The organism is Neorhizobium alkalisoli (assembly GCF_007829835.1).
Classification (GTDB): Bacteria; Pseudomonadota; Alphaproteobacteria; order Rhizobiales; family Rhizobiaceae; genus Neorhizobium.
The window spans coordinates 1,214,313-1,233,806 of sequence record NZ_VIWP01000001.1; the positions used below are offsets into that span (position 1 = coordinate 1,214,313).

Genomic DNA, 19,494 nt, shown 5'->3' on the forward strand with positions numbered 1-19,494 from the left:
CAAACTGTATCGTGTCTCGCGGGCGCCTGAACGGGCAGGCGGTCCGCCGGTCAGCCGTCCCAGCCGAGATGGCTCAGGAAGTCGCGTGTACGCTCGGCCTGTGGGTTGTCGAAGATCTGCGCCGCAGGCCCCTGTTCCACGATGTTGCCGCGATCGAAGACGACGACCCAGTCGGCGACGCGGCGGGCAAATGTCATCTCATGGGTGACGACGATCATCGTCATGCCCTCTTCCGCCAGGCGTTTCATCACGTTGAGCACTTCGCCGATCGTTTCCGGATCAAGCGCCGAGGTGGGCTCGTCGAACAGCATGACCTCGGGTTCCATGGCGAGTGCGCGGGCGATGGCGACGCGCTGCTGCTGGCCGCCGGAAAGATTGGCCGGGTATTTGTCGGCCTTGTCGGCAAGGCCGACCTTGTCCAGAAGGGCGACCGCACGTTTGCGCGCTTCCTGCTCCGAGACTTTCAGCACGGTGCGCGGGCCGACGGTGATGTTTTCCAGCACGGTCTTGTGCGGGAAGAGCTCGAAATTCTGAAAGACCATGCCCATGCGCTGGCGAACCTGGCGGATGCCGGCCTTGCTGGCGGGCAGGGGCTTGCCGTCGAACAGCAGCTCTCCACCCTGGATCTGCTCCAGGGCATTGGTCGTGCGCAGCAATGTCGACTTGCCGGATCCGGACGGGCCGATCAGGCAGACGACCTCGCCCTTGTTGACGCGCGCCGTAACCGATCCGATCGCGACGAATTCGCCATATTGCTTGCGGATGCTGCGGTATTCGACGACGGGCGTCTGATCGGCATTTTTCCTGTTCTGGATCTGTGCAGCCACGGTGCTCATTCCTTTACTCCCCATTTCTTGTAAATGCGGTCGACCAGCTTGGCCTGCGGATAGCCGAGGACCCAGTAGATCACCGCCATAGCGGTCAGGATTTCCAGCACGCGAAAACTCTGCGCCCGGATTTCCAGCGCGTTATGGGCAAGGTCGCCGACCGCGATGACGGACACGAGCGACGTATCCTTGAACAGCGAGATCCAGGTGCTGGCCAGGACCGGCAGAACACGTCGGGCGGCCTGAGGCAGAATGATCTTCAGCATCGCTTCCATGTGGCTCATGCCAAGCGCAAGTGCCGCTTCCGTCTGGCCCCTTCGGATCGAGTTGATCCCGGCGCGAAAAGTCTCCGAATTGTAGGCCGAGACGTTCAGCGCCAGCGCCAGGAGGCCGGTGCCAAATGGCGAGAACGAAATATCCGTGAAGACCGGCAGGACGTAGAAGGTCCAGTAGATCAGCAGGATGATTGGGACGTTGCGAAAGAACTCGACGAAACAGGCGCTGATGCCGCTGAGAATACGGCTGCTCGACAGGCGCATCAGCGCGAGCACTATCCCGCCCGGAATGGCGATCAGCATGGTGCAGAAGGTCAGAAGGATGGTGATGAGAACGCCCTGCGCCAGTGCGCCGGAATTCTGCCAGACGACACTCCAGTCGAGATTCATGACCGCCCCCTATACGCGATGTTCTTGTAGATCAGGTCGATGGCGCGGGTGGCCGGGAAAAGGATGAGGAAGTAGACCACCATCGCGACCGTGAAGGCTTCCATCGGCCGGAAGCTCTGGCCGGAAACCGTCTCCGTCCGCTTCATCAGTTCCGGTACGGCGATGACGGCCGCGATCGCGGTGTCCTTGATGGTGATCGACACGATCGAGCCGAGCGATGGCAGCATGCGGATCAGTGCCTGCGGCAGGATGATCTTGCGCATCACCTGTGCCTCGGACATGCCGAGCACCAGGCCGGCCTGCGTCTGTCCCGCACGCACCGAGCTTATGCCGGCACGGACGATCTCAGCGACATAGGCACAGATGTGGAAGGTGAGCGCCACCAGTGCCGCCCAGAACGGCGGCAGGCTGATGCCGGTCACGATCGGAAGAGCGAAGTAGATCCAGATCAGCACGACCAGAACCGGCACGGCGCGCATCGAGTCGATGTAGAAGACGAGCGGCACTGACAGCCACCGTGGTCCGTACATGCGGCCGAGAGCGACGGCGATGCCGAAAATCAGGCTCAGGATCACCGTCAGCAGGCTGAGCAGGATGGTCAGCCCGAGGCCGCCCGCCAGATATTGCCAGCTGTCGAGAACAGCGGAAAAGTCGAAATCCATGGCGCAGAACTCCGCCCCGCATCCCGGAGGACGCGGATCCATGTAGCGATGTTGGAAAGGGTGGATCGGCGGGCATTTACCGGACCGTTTGGGCGGTCGGGAAATGCCCGCTGAGTGTTGTTTTCGGTTACTTCATCGTGTCGACGATGCGTGCTTCGTCGGCATTCAGCTTGGGCTGCATGTCCTTTTCAACTGCGCGCAACCAGTCGAGGAAGGGACCCTGTCCCTTGTCGATGGCGAGACCGACAGGAGCGGCCTTTTCGGTCGAACCCTGGCAATTGTTGTCTTTCGGCAGGGCCGTCAGGCCGGGAACTTTCTTGCTGAGAAGAACCCACTGGATGCGGTTGATGGCGGCCGCATCGGCACGCTTTGCCATGATCTCTTCGATCGGAGCCGGTGCCGATGAGGACGTGACGCCGCGAAGCTTGGCATTCGGGAAGCGTTCCTTCACCCAGTTTTCCTCGGCACCGCCGATGAAGTAGGCGACGGTGAAGTCTGCGCTGTTGACCGCGTCGACGGTGGCCGCGTCGGCAAACTTCTTGTTGTTCTTCAGGCCGAAAACGCAGACGGCGGTCTTCGAATACAGCACGAAATCAACGACCTTCAGACGTTCCGGCGTTTCAGCCAGCGGGGTGATGCTGAGATCGACCTGATTGGATGCCAGTACCGGAACCTTGGTCTCATGGCTGACCGGGATCGGCTGCAGCTTGACGCCGAGTTCCTTGGCATATTCCTGCGCCAGCAGCCATGCGGGGCCTTGCCACGCATCGCCCGAACCCGTTGTGTTCTCGACGAGCCAAGGCGTGTTTGCAAGCACACCGACGCGCAGCACGCCGGCCTTCTTGATGGCGTCGACACGCGCGCTGACGCCCGGTGCCGGGACATCGGCCGCCAGTGCCGGAAGTCCGATGCTGAAGATCGACGCAGCAAGCGCCAAAGCGGAAATAGTTTTCGATACGATCATGGCATTATCCTCCCGATAGCCGTTGTCGTTGAATTGTCGGTATTGGTCAGTTTCCGACCGTGCCCTCGAAGAGCTCCGGTCTGTTTTGGGCAAGCCGCTCTATGGTCAGGAAAACGGCCTGCAAGTGTTCGCGCATGGCGCTTTCCGCCTCGTCTGGCTTGCCTTCGATAACGCGCGCGATAATGCGCTCGTGCTGATCGAAGATCCGGTGCAGCCAGTCACCGCTTTCGAGCGACAGGTAACGCACGCGGTCGAGCTGGGCCTTGACGCCCTGGATCAGCTCCCAGATTGCCGGATATCCGGCAAGGCCGATCAGATAGGTGTGCATCCTGTCGTCGGCATCGAAGAAGCGGCCGAGATCGTTGTCGCGGATCGCGCGCTTCTGCAGCGTCAGAAAATCATTCAGGTCGTCGGCCACCCGCGTATCGACGTGACGGCAGGCAAGCACGACGGTGCGGCATTCCAGGGTCTCGCGCACGAACTGGCTGTCATAGACGGCGCGCAGCTGGATAGGGGCAACGAATGTTCCGACCTGAGGCAGGATCTTGAGAAAACCTTCATCCGCCAGCCGGCGAAAGACTTCGCGGACCGGTGTCCGGCTGACGCCCAGCTGTTCGGAAAACTGTACTTCGGAAATGCTCATTCCCGGCATCAGCCCGCCGGTGAGAATCCGCTCGCGCAGTCCCGCATAGATTTCGCGGACAGCCGGCGCAGCTCTCGGAATGCTCATGTCTTTCACAGCGGGCATTTAACGTCTCCTCTTGTATACTAGTAAACATACAAAGAAATCGGCGTCAATGCGGGTGGCCGATTTTGTTGTTGCAGCCCGGACTGTCGGCAGAGTAGCCGCTGCCCGGAAAGCTTGGTTTTCGGGCTTTAAGGTTTTGGATTCTTTGAATATATCGGTGCAGAAGGCTCACGCGCCGTTCAGGGGCGGAGGCACTGAGAGAAGCCGTTCACGGCCTTTTTCTTTAGCCGTTCATTGTTGCTGCAAACCGATCGACCCGAAAATCGTGAATGGGCGTTTCGGTTGCGCCGGTCGAAATCAGCTCCGCCATGACATCGCCAACGCCCGGTCCCAATTGGAACCCGTGGCCGCAGAAGCCGAAGGCGTGGAACAGCTCCGGCGTGGTTGCCGAAGATCCCATGACGGGAAGGCCATCGCCGACATAACCTTCGCAGCCGGACCATGTGCGGATGACGGAGACATTGGCGAGCGCCGGAAGAATGGGCAGCAGAGCGCGCAATTGTCCCGGCAATCGGGCAGGATCCGCCTTGGCATGGCCGCTGTCGAGTGAAACGTCCGTGCGTTCCGCGCCTCCGCCGAAGACGATGTTGCCTCGCTCGACCTGCCGCAGATAACCTCCGCCATGGTCATGTGCCCAGACACCGACGACCGGCAGAATGCGGTGCGGTAAGGGTTCGGTCACACCCATCTGCGGGCCTTTTGCAATGATCGGGACAGGTTCCCCGAACTGGGCAGAGATGCGGGCTCCCCAGGCACCGGCCGTATTGAGCAGGGATGCGGCTGAATAGGTGCCGGCAGATGTCTCGACCTCGAAACCGAAGGCTGTCTTACGAATGGCCCGTACGTCGACATTTTCGACGATCTCGGCGCCGATCCTCCTTGCGGCATCCGCGAATGCAGGCGCAATCAGTCGTGGATTGCCACTGCCATCTTCCGGCGAAAAGGATGCGGCGATCGCGTCTGGGCCAAGGCCGGGAAACCGGGAATGCAGTTCTCTCGGTGCAAGCTCCTCAAGATCAAGGCCCCATGGCCTTGCGGCCGCAGCGAAGCTGCGCATCTCCTCGAGCCCTTTTGGGCTGAAAACGAGACGGACATGCCCGGTTGCGCGAAACTCGACGTCCCGCCCCAGCATTTCGGTTGCCTTTCCCCAGAGTGTCAGCGACCGCCGGGCGAGGGGAAGCTGCGGCAGGTAGCGGCCGCTGCGGCGGATATTGCCGAAGGAGGCGACGGTTGCGCCGCTTCCCACCCGGTTTCTTTCGATCAGCGTTACCCTCAGGCCGCGTCGGGCCAGAAAATAGGTCGATGCAGCCCCCATCAGGCCGCCTCCCAGAACGATCACATCCATGAAGCCGTTTCCGCAGTCTCTCTCATGCCTTTCACCATTCCGGGGGCAATCGGCGGTGTCAAAGTCGAGCTTCTATGCTTCCCATAAGTCGAGCCTATGGGTCGTGGGAGCTAAAGCATAAGCGCGACTTATAGGATGCGGCTCTTTCGCTCTTGGACCAGCTTCGCCGATCCGTGTCAGCTTCATGACAAGCAGCACGAAAGGACCCTGAAAATGGACAATGTGGCCGCGCCCGGCAAAGGCGCCTTCGATCAGCAGGACTGGAAAATCGGCGTCGATATCGGCGGCACTTTCATCGATTTCTGCGCTCTCGAAATACGCTCCGGCCGGGTCGCTTCCCTGAAAGTACTGACAACGCCCGATGATCCGGGTGCGGAATTGATGACAGGCCTTTCTCTTCTCGCCGAGCGGGAAGGACTTCAGCCTTCGGCCGTCAGCCGCTTCGTGCATGGCACGACGGTTGGCATTAATACTGTCATCCAGCGTCGTGGCGTCTCGCTGGCGCTGATGACCAATGCCGGTTTCGAAGACGTGATCGAGCTGGCGCGTCTCAGAATGCCCGATGTCTATTCGCTCTTCTGTGCCCGCCCAGACCAGCTGATTTCCCGCGACATGATTTTTGGCATTCCGGCCCGTTTGCGCGCCGATGGCAGCGAAGCCCAGGCGCCGGATCTTTCCGTGGTTGCCACCGCGGTTGCGAAGGCAAAGGCGAATGGTGCGGCCGGCATCATCATCTCCTTCCTGCATTCCTGGCGCAACGATGCCCATGAAGCGGCCGTGAAGCATGAGATCGCCCGCATCGCGCCGGATCTCTTCGTCTTTACCTCTTGCGAGGTCTGGCCGGTGATCCGCGAATACGAGCGGACAACGACCGCCATTCTCAACGGTTACGTTCATCCGCGTGTTTCCGGTTATCTGACAGCACTTGAAGAAAAGCTGCTATCGCGTGGCGTGACGGCGCCGGCATTGCTGACCAAGTCGAACGGCGGCGTCATGAATGCCGACGAAGGCAAGCGGTCCTGCGTGCAGATGCTGCTTTCGGGGACCGCCTCCGGCGTCATTGGCGCTGCCTGGCTTGCCCGGCGCGCCGGCGAAAAACATATTCTTACTCTCGATATCGGCGGCACTTCGGCGGATTTTGCGCTGATCATCGATGGCGAGCCGCAATTCGGCACCGGCGAACTGATTGGCGAATTCCCGCTGCATATTCCTTCCGTTTCCGTCAGCTCTATCGGCATCGGCGGCGGTTCGATCGCCAGCGTCGATGCGCAGGGTGTGCTGCGGGTCGGCCCGGAATCGGCGGGCTCGACACCGGGGCCTGCCTGTTACGGTCGCGGCGGCGAACAGGCGACGGTCACCGATGCCATGGCCGTCTGCGGCTGGCTCGGCCACAGCCAGATGGCCTATGGACAGCTGCAGATCGATGTCGGCCTTGCCCGCGCGGCCGTGACCCGGCTGGCGGAGAAGATCGGCCGCACGGCGGAAGAAGCAGCCCAGGCCATTCTCGATATCGCCATTTCGGAAATGTTCGTCGAGGTCGAGAAGCTGGCATCGCGTGCCGGCGTCGATCTGCGGGAGTTCACGTTGATGCCGTTTGGTGGCGGTGGCCCCATGCTTGGCGCCTTTCTCGCCCGCGAATTCAAGATGGCCAAGGTCATCGGCCCGCCGCGGCCCGGCGTCGTTTCGGCGCTTGGCGGCCTTGTCGCCGACCTCCGCGGCGATTTCATCCGCACGGTCTTCACCCATCTCTCTGATGAGGCAGCGCCGCAGCTCCGTGGAGCTCTGGAGGAGCTTGCCCTCGAAGGACGCAACTGGCTGACAAAGCAGGGGCATGCGGGGGCGGCAACGCTGAATATCTCCGCCGACATGCGTTATCTTGGCCAGAGCTTTGAGATCGAGGTGCCGATCCAGGCCGCCTGGATTGCCGAGGGCAAGCTGAGCGCGATCGAGGAAGCTTTTCATGCCATGCACGCACGGCTCTACGATTTCCATGATCCGGATGGCGCGATCGAGATCGTCAACCTGCGCCTTTCGGCAATCGGCGCAGGCCCTGTCCTGGAATTCCCGGTCGATACCCGAGAAGGCGGTGAGGCGGCCAATGCCGAGCGCGAGATCCCGGTCTTCACCGGCAAGGCCATCGAATGGATCGGCCTTTATCGGCGAGATCGTTTGCGCCCCGGCAGCCATTTTTCCGGCCCGGCTGTTGTCGCCCAGGAGGATACGACCTTCGCCATTCCGGGCGGTACGCATGTCGAAGTCGACAGCCACCTGAACCTGCATCTCACCTTTTCGGAGTAACAGCCCATGTTCGATCCCTTGAACCTTCAGGTGTTCGCCAACCACACCCGCGCTGCCGCCGAAAACATGGCCTATACGCTGCAGCGCACGGCCCATTCCGCCTTCGTCAAGGAGACGGAAGACTTTACCGTCATGCTGATCAACCGGAAGGGCGAGACGTTTGGCGTGCCGATGGGGCTCGGCGCTACCTGGTATCCGGGTCTCACCTATACCCGCGCGATCGAGATGATCGACGATTACAAGCCCGGCGATGTCGCCTTCACCAACGATCCCTATTCCTGTTTCGTCGCCACCCATGCGCCGGATACGCATCTCTGGAAGCCGGTCTTTTACGAGGGTGAGATCATCGCCTGGACCGGCGGGCATATCCACAATACCGACATGGGCGGCGCGGTGCCCGCCTCGCTGTCGCGGGCGCTGACGGAGATCCACCAGGAAGGTATCCGTTTCCCACCGATGAAACTGGTCAATGAAGGGGGCTTCGACGAGCAGATCTTGAAGATCATGACGACCAATGTCCGCAAGCCCGATCTCAATATCGGCGACATGAAGGCTCTGGTCGGCGCGCTCAACACGGGCGAGCGAAAGATCCTCGCCATGGTGGAAAAGTTCGGAAAAGAGGCCTTTCTCCAAGGCACCGAGGTTCTGCTCGACCATGCCGAGGCGCAGGCGCGCGATATTCTTCGTTCCATGCCGGATGGCACCTGGGAGTTCGTCGATTATGCCGACGAGGATTCCGTCGAGGCCAATCCCTGCCGGCTGAAGTTGACTCTGACGATCCGCGGCGACGAAGCGATCCTCGATTTCACCGGCTCGGATCCGCAGCTTGGTTCCTCGCTCAACGTGCCTTCGGGCGGTGACCCGCGTCATACGATGCTGCTGGTCGGCGTCTATTACATTCTCTACACGCTCAATCCAAAAATCCTGCTCAATACCGGCTTGACGCGCCCGTTCACCTGCATCACGCCGAAGGGCAGCGTGCTCAACCCGATTGCACCCGCTGCCGTCGGCATGCGCTCGCTCACCTGCGCGCGTCTTCGCTCCGTCGTCTTCGGGGCCTTCAATCAGGCTGTGCCGGACAAGCTGCCGGCCGCACCGGCCGGCAATAACTGCATCGTCAACGTCATGACGACGGATGAACGCAATGGCCGCACGGTCATCGCGGCAGTCAATCCGGTGGTCGGCGGCGGCGGCGGCATGCCCTATCGGGACGGCACCAATGGTTCCGGCGCCGACGCAGCCTATCTGAAGAACACGCCGATCGAGATCACTGAGACGGAAGTGCCGATCGAGTTCGTCAAATACGGGCTCGCCAAGGACAGCGGCGGCGCGGGCCGCTGGCGCGGTGGTCTTGCGACCGAAATGGCCTTCCGAGTCTTCTCGCCGGGAAGCCGCATCACCGCCCGCAACCGTGATCGCAGCTTCTTCCGCCCCTGGGGCACGCTGGGCGGCAAGGCCGCCGGCCTGTCCGATATGGTTCTGAACCCCGGCACAGACGATTTCAAGCGGCTCGGCAATATCGACACTGCGATCCTGCAACCCGGTGACGTACTGGAAATCCGGTCCGCCGGCGGTGGCGGCCGTGGCGATCCGATCGAACGAGAGGTCTGGCGTGTGGCACAGGATGTCGCCCGCGGTTACGTCTCGGCCGAGGCTGCCGAACGTGATTACGCTGTCGTCATCCGCGATGGTGTCGTTGACGAGGCGGAAACGGAAAGGCTGAGAGCGGCCCATGTGGCGTCGGGCAGGCACTTCCACTACGGCCCCGAGCGCGACGGATATGAAGCGCAATGGACCCGTGAGGCCTATGACCTCCTGACCGAAATCCTGCAGGGCCTTCCGATCCACTGGCGCTTCTTCACCAAGACGGAGATTTTCCGCCGGATGAAGGGCCGTGTCGGGGCTGACGGCGTGGCCGCCGCCTTCGCGGATGTTCGGGCACGCTTCAAGGACATGCCCGAACTCGTCACCGAGCGGAAAGAGGCGGCGGAATGACATCCGGATTGCAACCTGCCCGATCTGCAGGGCGAATAAGACGCCTTGCCGAAACGGGCAGGCCGCAGGTCCGGTTCAGGCTGGACGGTGTCGACTGCGCGGCGCTTGCCGGTGATACGGTGCTGACTGCGGTGCTCGTTTCAGCACATGCTGTGCGGCAATCGGAATTCGGTCCGGAAAAACGGGCGGGCTTCTGTCTGATGGGCGCCTGCCAGGACTGCTGGCTCTGGCAGGAGGACGGCAGGCGGTTGCGAGCCTGTTCGACCCTGATTGTCGAAGGAATGCAATTGCGAACCGCTCCGCCGGAGATCTGGCCATGACGGCGGTGAGCGGCGAAAAGGTGGTGATCGTCGGCGCCGGTCCCGCCGGCATCCGGGCTGCGGAAATTCTGGTTCAGGCCGGGATCAGACCCGTCGTCATCGATGAAGGGCTGAAAGGCGGCGGCCAGATCTATCGTCGACCGCCGGAGGGCTTTACGAGATCGCCGCAGCAGCTTTACGGCTCGGAAGCCCATAAGGCCGTCGCACTGCACTCGCTGTTCGACCGCATGGTCGCGGCAGGAGTGATCGACTATCACCCGCAAAGCTCCGTGCTTTCGACAGCGGGCAACCTTCTGCAGGCGCTGACACCTGCCGGACGCAAGGACTTTACCTATCACCGGCTGATCCTCGCAACCGGTGCCATGGATCGTCTCGCGCCCGTTCCCGGCTGGCAGGCGCCGGGTGTCTACAGCCTCGGCGCCACACAGATCGCCCTGAAGGCTCAAGGTATAGCGCTTGGCGGCCAGATTGTCCTTGCAGGTTCCGGGCCGCTGCTCACCCTGGTCGCCACCCAGTTGTTGAAGGCCGGCGCCAATATTGCCGCTATTCTCGACACGTCTTCTTTGCATAGCCAGATCTGCGGATTGCCTGGCATGCTGGCAAGGCCAGGTCTTGTATTGAGGGGTTTCCTGATGCGGGCAAAGCTCGGCCGGCTTTACCATGCTGGCGTGACGCTGGAGCGGATCGAGAGCGACGAACGCGGCCCTGTCGCCATGCATTGGCGTGATGCGCGTGGCAAAAGCCATGTCACGGCCTGCGACATGGTGGGCCTTGGCTGGCACCTGCGCGCAGAAACCCAGCTGGCGGGGCTAGCCGGCTGCATGTTCGATTATGATGAAGGCTGGTCGCAATGGTTGCCTCGCACCGATCGCATGGGGCGGGCGGGTGAGAGGCTTTATCTGGCCGGCGATGGCTTGAGAATCCTCGGCGCCGATGGCGCGGAAGTTGCCGGCCGTCTCGCCGCAATCGCCTGCCTTCAGGATATGGGCCTGCCGTCACCCGATGCGCACTCGGATCTGCGCCGGCTGGACCGGTTCGAGCGATTTGCCCGTTCCATGGCCCGCGCCTTTCCCTGGCCGCGTGCTATTGTCCGTGCCGTTCCCGACGAGACCGTCGTCTGTCGCTGCGAAGGCGTGACGGCCGGTCAGCTGCGGGAAAGCGTCGTTTATGGCGGTGCCGAAGCCAATCGGGTCAAGTCGCTGGCGCGTGTCGGCATGGGACGCTGTCAGGGGCGCTATTGCCAGCTCGCTGGCGCCGAACTGATTGCCGAAAAAGCCGTCATCAAGACCTGCGATGCGGGTCGGCTGCGTGAACAGGCGCCCGTCAGGCCGCTGCCCATCGGCGACTGGGTTCGCGACGCCTGACCAGCAGTCCTAGCTGGCCGTATTGCCGGCTTTCAGAACCGCGGCACAAGCCTCGCGCAGGTTGTCACGCATGGCAAGGTGGCTTCCGGTCAAAGGGCGGTCGCGGCTGGTCAGCAAGGCGATCGGCACGGAAATCTTCTGCTGCAGCGGGCGCCGCACGAGACCCGGAAACTGCTCCCAGGGCAAAAGTCCGTCGACAATGGCGACACCAAAACCGTCCCGCACGAAGGGCAGGGCGGTGATGGAAATATCGATCTCGATCGCCGGATTGAAGATCTGTTTTTCGGCAGCAGCGGCGCTGACCAGCAAACGGCCGGGAAGCGTTCCGGCGCGGTAGGATATCAGCATTTCGTTCTGCAGGTCGGCAAAACCGATCTGTTCCAGCTCCGCAAGTCGGTGATGTTCGGGCACGATGCAGACGAGTTCCGCATGGCCGAGAGTTTCCACATCGATCCCCGGCCGGGCGGAATTGTTCATGACGATGCCGAGCGGCGCATCGCCGTCACGGATCATGTCAACGACATTGACGAGCGGTGCGATCAGCGACCGGACGACGATGTCCGGATGGGAGGCGCGAAACGCAAAAAGCGCCTTCGGCACGATCGACATGGCCGGCGGCGCCGAGGCTGCGACCCGGATCAGGCCGGTGCGCCCGAACCGCATGTCCGTCGTGCGGCGGCGAAGGGCGCTGAGCTCGGAAAAGATCCGCTCGCATTCCGGATAAAGCTCTTCGGCTTCGCGCGTCGGCACCAGCTTGCCGCGCACCCGGTTGAAAAGCTTGAAACCCAGCTGGTCTTCGGCATGCAGAAGGATCTGGCTGAGCGCCGGCTGCGATATGTTCAGCATCGCGGCAGCACCCGTCACCGTTCCGGTTCGCATCAGCATGCAAAAGACTTCGAGCTGGCGTGCCTGCATTGGAAATCCCTTGAGTGCGTGAGCGGCGTTGCTGACACCTTATCGCGCGAGGTGGCGATTCAGAAGTCGGCGACCTTGCCCCATGACGAGCTTTCGAACCGCTTCGGGTGATATGGCACCGGATCGACGATCGGAGTGCTGGCGGTGACGATATCGGCGATCAGGTGGCCGGCGCCCGGACCGATGCCAAAGCCGTGGCCGCTGAAACCGGCAGCCAGGATAAAGCCTGGAACGCTTGCCACTTCGCCGATGGCCGGCACGCCATCCGGGGTGGAATCGATGTAACCGGCCCAGCTTGCCGTGATGCGCCGCTTGCCGATTTCCGGCAAGAGCTCGACGGCCCGGTCATAGGTCAGCTTGATCGTGCTCGCATCGACGGCAGGGTCGAGGATGCGCATATGCTCCATCGGCGTCGGGCGGTCGAGCCGCCAGCGGGCAAGGCTTTCATGGCCGCTGCGGATGCCCTCGAGCCCGCCCGGAGACAGGCTGCGCCAGCGGCGCATGAACATCGGCAGAAACTGCGTCGCAAAACGCATGTTCTGGGCCGTGACATCAACCCGGCCGCGGCCGCTGATGGCCAGTGTATGGCCGCCGTCGCCGCGTCGTGTCACTGAAACACGGGCCGTGTGCAGCGCATCCGGCAGATCACCTTCGCCGGGGCCGATGGAAAGAATTGAGGAACGGGTGGACGCCTGCGGAAAACGGATGCCAAGCTGGCGGCAGAACGAGGAGGCCCAGGCGCCGCCCGAGAGGATGGCGATCTTGGTCCTGATCGTGCCGTGCTCGGTCACGACAGCCGACAGCCTGCCGCCTTCCATCTCGATGCCGCGTGCGGCGCAGTTCTGCAGCACGGTTCCGCCGAGTTTCACGATGGCACGCGCGACGGCCGGGGCGGCACTGGCTGGGTCGGCGGTTCCATCGGTCGGCGAAAAGACGCCGCCCTTCCAGATCCGGCGGGTCGCCTTACCGCGTTCGCTGGCCTCTGAACTGTCGAGCATATGGGTGCTGACGCCGACAGTGCGGGCAAAATCCCGCCAGCGTGCCCAGCCCGCCAGTTCTTCCTCGCTGTCGCTGAGATAGAGCAGGCCGCAACGCCTAAAGCCGGTATCCTCGCCGCTTTCCTCGGCGAAGCTTTCCCACAGGTCGAGGCTTTTCGTCGCCATCGGCAGTTCGCGTGCGTCGCGGTTCTGCTGGCGGCACCAGCCCCAGTTGCGGCTTGACTGTTCTGCGCCGACGCGTCCTTTTTCGATCAGGGCCACCTTCAGGCCGCGCTTGGCCAGATAATAGGCTGTGAAGACACCGACGATGCCCGCGCCGATGACGACCGCGTCGGCGGAGCGCTGCAATCCGGCATCGGTTTCCACGAGCGTGAGCGGTGCTGGCATGGCGGTCAATCTCCTCGAACGTAGGTCGGTCGATATGTCAGCATAATGGCGCCGTCCGCGTGTCGGTGACCGCACATGTCAGCCGGACAGCACAAGATTCTGTGCGCGGCCGAGGATGCAGCTTTTTGTGCTGACGGTCTTTTCGCAGAATGAAATAGACAAGAGAAGCCAAAGTGTTAAAGTTGATCCCGGAAATCAGCGGCATAAAATGCTGCGATTGCCGGATAGCTTGAGAGGTGTCCAGACGTGAAGCTCGATCGTATCGACATCAAGATCCTCTACGAATTGCAGAAGAACGGCCGCATTACCAATGTCGAGCTGGCCGAGCTGGTCAACCTGTCGCCAAGCCCCTGCCTGATGCGGGTCAAGAAGCTGCAGCAGGAAGGCTATATCGAGGGGTATTCTGCCCAGATCAATATCGGCAAGCTGGGGCAGACACTCACCGTTTTTACCGAGGTCACGCTGAAGAACCATCGGCAGATCGATTTCGCGCGGTTCCTCGCTGCGGTGGAGCGGGTCGATCAGGTGATCGAGTGCCACCTGGTTTCGGGCGGTTACGACTACATGCTCAAATTCGTCACCGCTGGCATCGGCGAATATCAGACGATCATGGAGCGCCTGACCGACATGGATATCGGCATCGACAAATATTTCAGCTTCGTCGTCCTGAAATCGCCGATCGTCAAGGCTCACATGCCGCTGACCAGCCTGTTCCTGGTTTAAGGTTTCCCTGTCCCGCAGAAACGTGAGGCAGCCTGCGCTGCCTCAGCCCTGTACGTAGGTCTTGACCAGCTCAGGATCGCGTTCCAACCGGTCAAGCCAGCTGGGATCGAGTTTCGGAACAGACGAAAACAGCAGTTTCGAATAGGGATGCTGCGGCACTTTCGAAATTGCCGGCGTGATCTCCTCGACCTTGCGGCCGTTATACATCACGACGATCTCGTCACAGATTGCTTCCACGACGGACAGATCATGGCTGATGAAAATGTAGGAGAGAGAAAGCTCGCGTTGCATTTCCTTCAGGAGATCGATCACGGCGGCCGCGACGACGGTGTCGAGGGCGGAGGTGATCTCGTCGCAGACGATCAGCTTCGGTTCGGCGGCAAGTGCGCGGGCGAAGTTGACACGCTGTTTCTGGCCGCCGGAGAGCTCGGCCGGCGTGCGGCTGCGCAGCGCCTTCGGCAGACGCACCATATCCATGAGTTCGTCGATCCGCGTATCGCGCGCTTTGCCCTTCATGCCGTGATAGAATTTCAGCGGCCGACCAAGAATTTCCTCGATCGACTTTGCCGGATTGAGCGATGTATCCGCGTGCTGGAAAACGATCTGCAGCTCGCGCAACTGTTCGCGGCTTCTCTGGCGGGCCGAAGGCGCAAGTTCGCGTCCGTCGAGCGTCAGCTGGCCGGCCGAGGCTGGCAGGATCCCGGCAATCGAGCGGGCAAGCGTAGACTTGCCGCAGCCGGATTCGCCGATGATGCCGAGATTGCGACCGCGCTCCAGGGAAAGGCTCGCCTCCTGCACCGCCTTGACGAGCGGCAGGCCATCCGGTTGAACCGGGCCGTAACCGGCAATCAGGCCATTGACCTGCAGGAGCGGCTTGCGCTCCAGCGCCGCAACGATGCTTTCGCCGCGCGGCTTCGGCTCGAAGGCCGAAAGCAGCTCACGGGTATAGGGGTGCTTGGCGTCGGCCAGGATCTCGTTTGTCCCGGCGACTTCCTGAACCTCACCGCCGCGCAGGACGACGATGCGATCGGCGATCTGGGCAACGACAGCCAGATCGTGAGACACATAGACGCCGGCAATGCCGCTCTTTTTCATCACCGCCTTGAAGGCACGCAAAACTTCGATCTGGGTCGTGACGTCGAGCGCCGTGGTCGGCTCGTCGAAAATGACCAGTTTCGGATCCGAGATCAGCGCCATCGCGGCTGCCAGACGTTGCAGCTGGCCGCCCGAAACCTGATGCGGATAGCGGTTGCCGATCCCGTCCGGATCCGGCAGCGACAGCGCCCTGAACAGCGAGACCGCCTTTTCGCGCGCTTCTGCCGGCGGCATCAGCTGGTGGATGCGGGTGACCTCGATCACCTGGTCGATGATGCGCTTGGACGGGTTGAAGGCAGCGGCGGCCGATTGCGGTACATAGGAGACTTCGAGGCCGCGGACATTGGCGCGCTGGCGTTCGCTGAGCGCCACCATGTCCTTGCCGGCGACCGTGACGCTGCCGCCCGATATCCTGCAGCCGGGCCGGGCATAGCCCATGATCGTCAGCGCGATCGTCGTCTTGCCCGATCCGCTTTCGCCGATCAGGGCGACGATTTCGCCCGGCGCGATGTCGAGATCGATCCCCTTGATGATCTCGATGCGGCGGCCTGAATCGGTTTTCGCCTCGACCTTGAGATCGCGGATTTCAACGAGATTTGCCATTCACGCGCTCCGATCTCTGATCTTCTTGGGCAGATTGTCGATCAGCAGGTTGACGCTGATGGTGAGGCTCGCAATCGCAAGCGACGGAACGATCACGGCAGGTGCGCCAAAAGGCAGGCCGCCGATATTTTCGTGAACCAGCGCGCCCCAGTCCGCATAGGGCGGCTGCACGCCGAGCCCGAGGAAGGAGAGACCGGAGAGAAGCAGGACGATGAAGACGAACCGGATACCGAAATCGGCCAGAAGCGGGCCGATGATGTTCGGCAGGATTTCCGAAAAGACCACGTAGGGAATGCCCTCGCCGCGGGTGCGGGCGACGGTGATGTAGTCCATCGTGTTGACATTGACGGCAAGCGACCGGGCGAAACGGTAAGCGCCGGGAATATAGATCACGCCCAGCATGATGATCAGCACGGGCAGCGACGATCCGACCGCAGCCGCGACCACGAGGCCGGAAAGCTTGCTCGGAATGGAATTGAGCGCATCGAGGAAACGGCTGAGAACCGTATCGAACCAGCCGCCGATCACGGCGGCCGCCATGCCGAGTGCCGCGCCGGAAAAACAGGCGAGGCAGACGGCCGCAAGTGAGATGCCAACCGTATAACGGGCGCCCATGATGATGCGCGAAAGCATGTCACGGCCGAGATAGTCGGAGCCGAGCAGGAGCTTGCTGCTCATCGGGCCGAAATAGTCCTCATCGACAATCTCGCCGACCGGATAGGGGATGATATGCGGCGCAAGGAAAGCGATGATCGCCCAGAAGAGAATGATGGCAAACCCGATCATTCCGATCCAGCTGAACCGGTAGCCTGTGCTGCGGGACATGGTCGTGGATGTGGTCATGGTCAGCGCACCCTCGGATTGGCCAGGATTGCAACAATGTCGGCAAAGGTGATGAGGGCGAGATAGCCGATACAGAAGATGATGGCACAGGACTGGATCAACGGCAGGTCGCGCGTGGAAACGCCATCGACCATCAGCTTGGCAATGCCGGGATAGTTGAAGATCGTCTCGACGATGATGACGCCGCCGACGAGATAGGACAGCGAGAGCGCAATCGCATTGGCGATCGGCCCGACCGCGTTCGGAAGGGCATGAACCAGCACGGCGCGCCGGCGCGATGCACCCTTGAGGATCGCGGCTTCGACATAGGGTGTGTTGATCGTATCGATGACGGCGGCTCGGGTCATGCGGATCATCTGGGCAGAAACGACGAAAGTCAGCGTGATGACCGGCATGGCGTAGATCTTCAGCACCTGCCAGAAGGACGTCACGTCGCTCGCGAAGGAGAGGGCCGGCAGCCATTTCAAATAAACGGAAAACAGCAGCACGGCCGAGGTCGCGATCATGAATTCCGGCACCGAGATGACGCCGATCGTCAGAACCGTGACGATGCGGTCGTAAACCGAACCGCGGAACATGGCGGCGGTGATGCCGAGCGTCAGGGAGAGGGGGACGGCAAACAGGGTGACGATGCCGGCAAGGCGCATCGTATTGACGAAACGCGCGCCGATCAGCTCAGCAACCGGGACATTGTTGACATAGGAAGTGCCGAGATCGCCCTGAAGCAAGCCAAACAGCCAGCGTGCGAAACGGAAAAAGGCGGGCTCATCCAGATGCATGGCGGCTCTGAGACCGGCGACGGCTTCCGGTGTCGCTGCCTGGCCGAGCAGGATCGTTGCGGTATCGCCCGGCAGCATGGCCGTGGCAAAAAAGACCGCGAAAGAGACGATCAGCAGAGTAAGGGCGGCGCTGCCGAGCCTGTTGGTGATGAGTCCGAGGACATAGTTGCGCAATAGGGTTTCCCTGCCTGAAAAGTTCGAGAATGCCGGCGCCCTTTTCCGGACGAACCGGTTTGGCGTCGTCAGGCGCAGTCTTGGCGGCAAGGGAAACGTCCCCTGCCGCCAGGCATCAGCCTCAGGCGTCGAGCCAGACGTATTCGGCGAAGGCGTAACCCATCATGCCGCCGAGCGGATTGGCTTCAAGCCCCTTCAGTTTCGCCGAGATCGCATCCACGTTCGAGATATAGACGGGGATGACGGTGCCGGCTTCCTCGGAAATCATCACCTGCATCTGGTTGTAGATCTCCTTGCGCTTGTTCTCGTCGAGAAGGCCGCGCGCCTCGACCAGCATCTTATCGAATTTTTCCGACTTGTACTGGCTTTCGTTCCACGGCGCGTTGGAGGCGTAGAGGAGCGAGAAGAGGATGTCCGGCGTCGGACGCGGGTTGATGTTGCCGAAGTGAACCGGCGCCTTCAGCCAGTAGTTCGACCAGTAGCCGTCGGACGGTACACGCTGGACGTCGAACTTCATGCCGATCTCGGAGCCGGACTGCTGGACGATGGTTGCCATTTCCACAGCCGAGGTCGGAGCCTCCGACGTGATCATCGGGATCGACTGGCCGATCAGGCCTGCCTTCTGGAAATGGAACTTTGCCTTGTCAGGATCGTAGCCCTTCGGCTTCAGATCGGCATTGTGATAGGCGCTGGCCGGCGATACCGGCTGGTCGTTTGCGATTTCGGCAAGGCCGCGCAGGACCGATTTCTGGATCTGCTGGCGATTGATGAGGTATTTCATGCCGGCGACGAAATCGGCCTTGTCGCCTGGGGCGAGGTCGAGGCGGATGTTGAGGTCGGTATAGTTGCCCGACGTGGTCTGCGACAGGGCAAAGCCCGGTTGGCTTTCGACGAGCTTCATCGAGCGCGGCTTGATCGAGGCGGCGAGATGAATGTCACCGGAGAGCAGGGCGTTGACGCGGGCATTGTCGTCGCTGATGGCGAAGAACTCGAACGAGTCGACGTGAGCGCCGCCCTTGAAGTAGTTCGGGTTCTTGGTGAAGATCGACTTCACGCCCGGCTGGAAGGTTTCCATCTTGAAGGCGCCGGTGCCGATACCCTTGGAAAAGTCGGTCGTGCCGTCCTGGACGATCATGAAATGATGTTGCGACAGGATGGTCGGAAGGTCGGCATTCGGGTTGGCAAGGGTGATCTCGACCGTCAGGGCGTCGAGATCCTTGACGTCGGTGATCTGCTTGGCGATCGCATTGACCTTGGAGCCGACGGCCGGATCGAGATGGCGCTTCAGCGAGAAGACGACGTCCTTGGAGGACAGCGTCTTGCCGTCATGGAAAGTGACGCCGGAGCGCAGCTTGACGGTCCAGACCTTGGCATCGCCGCTCTTGACGCTTTCGGCGAGTTCCATCTGCACGGTGCCAGCCTGATCGAGGAAGGTCAGGCGGTTGTAGAGGGCGCAGCAACGGACGTAGTCGGTCGAGAGCGACGCCTTGGCCGGATCGAGCGTGTCGGCAGTCGAAGACGACCAGCCGGCGGCCTTGAGCGCGCCACCTGATTTCGGCGTTGCAGCCACCGCATTCGAAGCGCGGCCGAGGATGAGGCCGCCCATGGAGGCTGCGACACCGCCTGCCAGCATCATCGTCAGCAGTTCGCGGCGGCTGGCGCCCCGGCGAATGGCATTCTCGATCATGGCGTCGTCCGACGCGGTCCAGTTGGTGATCTTGTCGTTCATGTCATTCCCCTTTTCGCTGGTTGGCGGGCAACCCATCTTCGTGGTTTGGCCCGATGCTTT

Annotated in this window: 17 protein-coding genes; 5 read left to right on the top strand and 12 right to left on the bottom strand. The window is 61.7% G+C overall.

The window, feature by feature from the left end:
- Nucleotides 1-50 precede the first annotated feature (50 nt).
- The 6 genes from FHW37_RS05265 to FHW37_RS05290 form a co-directional block, all read right to left on the bottom strand.
- A complete protein-coding gene (locus FHW37_RS05265) occupies nt 51-836 on the bottom strand; it encodes an amino acid ABC transporter ATP-binding protein (protein ID WP_145633430.1) in 786 nt (261 codons plus the stop codon).
- Entirely contained in the window at nt 833-1,492 is a 660-nt protein-coding gene (locus FHW37_RS05270) for an amino acid ABC transporter permease (protein WP_145633433.1), read from the bottom strand. The genes FHW37_RS05265 and FHW37_RS05270 overlap by 4 nt, the downstream gene beginning before the upstream one ends.
- On the bottom strand, nt 1,489-2,154 hold the full coding sequence (locus FHW37_RS05275) for an amino acid ABC transporter permease (RefSeq protein ID WP_145633436.1): 666 nt from the start codon (nt 2,152-2,154) through the stop codon (nt 1,489-1,491). The genes FHW37_RS05270 and FHW37_RS05275 overlap by 4 nt, the downstream gene beginning before the upstream one ends.
- Before the next feature lie 127 nt (nt 2,155-2,281).
- Complete coding sequence (locus FHW37_RS05280; protein WP_145633439.1) at nt 2,282-3,118, bottom strand: substrate-binding periplasmic protein; 837 nt, start codon at nt 3,116-3,118, stop codon at nt 2,282-2,284.
- A gap of 46 nt (nt 3,119-3,164) precedes the next feature.
- Nucleotides 3,165-3,866 (bottom strand): GntR family transcriptional regulator, encoded by a 702-nt coding sequence (locus tag FHW37_RS05285; RefSeq protein WP_210249265.1) that lies wholly within the window; start codon nt 3,864-3,866, stop codon nt 3,165-3,167.
- A gap of 223 nt (nt 3,867-4,089) precedes the next feature.
- Nucleotides 4,090-5,211 (bottom strand): NAD(P)/FAD-dependent oxidoreductase, encoded by a 1,122-nt coding sequence (locus tag FHW37_RS05290; protein WP_145633442.1) that lies wholly within the window; start codon nt 5,209-5,211, stop codon nt 4,090-4,092.
- A gap of 213 nt (nt 5,212-5,424) precedes the next feature.
- Between FHW37_RS05290 and FHW37_RS05295 the strand changes: the two genes are divergently transcribed.
- From FHW37_RS05295 to FHW37_RS05310, 4 genes are read left to right on the top strand one after another with little or no spacing between them, the layout of a single operon-like run.
- Nucleotides 5,425-7,509 (top strand): hydantoinase/oxoprolinase family protein, encoded by a 2,085-nt coding sequence (locus tag FHW37_RS05295; RefSeq protein WP_145633447.1) that lies wholly within the window; start codon nt 5,425-5,427, stop codon nt 7,507-7,509.
- Nucleotides 7,510-7,515: 6 nt separating this feature from the next.
- On the top strand, nt 7,516-9,504 hold the full coding sequence (locus FHW37_RS05300) for a hydantoinase B/oxoprolinase family protein (RefSeq protein WP_145633453.1): 1,989 nt from the start codon (nt 7,516-7,518) through the stop codon (nt 9,502-9,504).
- A complete protein-coding gene (locus tag FHW37_RS05305) occupies nt 9,501-9,824 on the top strand; it encodes a (2Fe-2S)-binding protein (RefSeq protein WP_145633457.1) in 324 nt (107 codons plus the stop codon). The genes FHW37_RS05300 and FHW37_RS05305 overlap by 4 nt, the downstream gene beginning before the upstream one ends.
- Complete coding sequence (locus tag FHW37_RS05310) at nt 9,821-11,188, top strand: NAD(P)/FAD-dependent oxidoreductase (protein WP_145633460.1); 1,368 nt, start codon at nt 9,821-9,823, stop codon at nt 11,186-11,188. Before FHW37_RS05305 ends, FHW37_RS05310 begins: the two co-directional genes overlap by 4 nt.
- A 9-nt stretch (nt 11,189-11,197) precedes the next feature.
- Here FHW37_RS05310 and FHW37_RS05315 read toward each other — a convergent pair whose 3' ends face one another.
- Both FHW37_RS05315 and FHW37_RS05320 read right to left on the bottom strand, forming a co-directional pair.
- A complete protein-coding gene (locus tag FHW37_RS05315) occupies nt 11,198-12,103 on the bottom strand; it encodes a LysR family transcriptional regulator (protein ID WP_145633463.1) in 906 nt (301 codons plus the stop codon).
- Between the two features lie 59 nt (nt 12,104-12,162).
- A complete protein-coding gene (locus tag FHW37_RS05320) occupies nt 12,163-13,488 on the bottom strand; it encodes an NAD(P)/FAD-dependent oxidoreductase (RefSeq protein ID WP_145633466.1) in 1,326 nt (441 codons plus the stop codon).
- A 246-nt stretch (nt 13,489-13,734) separates the two neighbouring features.
- Here FHW37_RS05320 and FHW37_RS05325 point away from each other — a divergent pair, with 246 nt between their 5' ends.
- Complete coding sequence (locus FHW37_RS05325) at nt 13,735-14,211, top strand: Lrp/AsnC family transcriptional regulator (protein WP_105372329.1); 477 nt, start codon at nt 13,735-13,737, stop codon at nt 14,209-14,211.
- Nucleotides 14,212-14,253: 42 nt separating this feature from the next.
- On the opposite strand, the gene FHW37_RS05330 is transcribed toward FHW37_RS05325, so the two are convergent.
- From FHW37_RS05330 to FHW37_RS05345, 4 genes are all read right to left on the bottom strand, one after another.
- Complete coding sequence (locus FHW37_RS05330; protein ID WP_145633469.1) at nt 14,254-15,909, bottom strand: ABC transporter ATP-binding protein; 1,656 nt, start codon at nt 15,907-15,909, stop codon at nt 14,254-14,256.
- A complete protein-coding gene (locus FHW37_RS05335) occupies nt 15,910-16,758 on the bottom strand; it encodes an ABC transporter permease (RefSeq protein ID WP_432442828.1) in 849 nt (282 codons plus the stop codon).
- Nucleotides 16,755-17,705: an ABC transporter permease gene (locus FHW37_RS05340; protein WP_145633476.1), complete on the bottom strand. Its 951-nt coding sequence runs from the start codon at nt 17,703-17,705 to the stop codon at nt 16,755-16,757. Before FHW37_RS05340 ends, FHW37_RS05335 begins: the two co-directional genes overlap by 4 nt.
- A 121-nt stretch (nt 17,706-17,826) precedes the next feature.
- Complete coding sequence (locus FHW37_RS05345; protein ID WP_145633479.1) at nt 17,827-19,434, bottom strand: ABC transporter substrate-binding protein; 1,608 nt, start codon at nt 19,432-19,434, stop codon at nt 17,827-17,829.
- Between the last annotated feature and the right edge of the window lie 60 nt (nt 19,435-19,494).

What these genes read in the sequence shown, in the direction of transcription:
- FHW37_RS05265 (WP_145633430.1), bottom strand. Translation starts at nt 836, where the DNA reads ATGAGCACCGTGGCTGCACAGATCCAGAACAGGAAAAATGCCGATCAG.
- FHW37_RS05270 (WP_145633433.1), bottom strand. Translation starts at nt 1,492, where the DNA reads ATGAATCTCGACTGGAGTGTCGTCTGGCAGAATTCCGGCGCACTGGCG.
- FHW37_RS05275 (WP_145633436.1), bottom strand. Translation starts at nt 2,154, where the DNA reads ATGGATTTCGACTTTTCCGCTGTTCTCGACAGCTGGCAATATCTGGCG.
- FHW37_RS05280 (WP_145633439.1), bottom strand. Translation starts at nt 3,118, where the DNA reads ATGATCGTATCGAAAACTATTTCCGCTTTGGCGCTTGCTGCGTCGATC.
- FHW37_RS05285 (WP_210249265.1), bottom strand. Translation starts at nt 3,866, where the DNA reads ATGCCCGCTGTGAAAGACATGAGCATTCCGAGAGCTGCGCCGGCTGTC.
- FHW37_RS05290 (WP_145633442.1), bottom strand. Translation starts at nt 5,211, where the DNA reads ATGGATGTGATCGTTCTGGGAGGCGGCCTGATGGGGGCTGCATCGACC.
- FHW37_RS05295 (WP_145633447.1), top strand. Translation starts at nt 5,425, where the DNA reads ATGGACAATGTGGCCGCGCCCGGCAAAGGCGCCTTCGATCAGCAGGAC.
- FHW37_RS05300 (WP_145633453.1), top strand. Translation starts at nt 7,516, where the DNA reads ATGTTCGATCCCTTGAACCTTCAGGTGTTCGCCAACCACACCCGCGCT.
- FHW37_RS05305 (WP_145633457.1), top strand. Translation starts at nt 9,501, where the DNA reads ATGACATCCGGATTGCAACCTGCCCGATCTGCAGGGCGAATAAGACGC.
- FHW37_RS05310 (WP_145633460.1), top strand. Translation starts at nt 9,821, where the DNA reads ATGACGGCGGTGAGCGGCGAAAAGGTGGTGATCGTCGGCGCCGGTCCC.
- FHW37_RS05315 (WP_145633463.1), bottom strand. Translation starts at nt 12,103, where the DNA reads ATGCAGGCACGCCAGCTCGAAGTCTTTTGCATGCTGATGCGAACCGGA.
- FHW37_RS05320 (WP_145633466.1), bottom strand. Translation starts at nt 13,488, where the DNA reads ATGCCAGCACCGCTCACGCTCGTGGAAACCGATGCCGGATTGCAGCGC.
- FHW37_RS05330 (WP_145633469.1), bottom strand. Translation starts at nt 15,909, where the DNA reads ATGGCAAATCTCGTTGAAATCCGCGATCTCAAGGTCGAGGCGAAAACC.
- FHW37_RS05345 (WP_145633479.1), bottom strand. Translation starts at nt 19,434, where the DNA reads ATGAACGACAAGATCACCAACTGGACCGCGTCGGACGACGCCATGATC.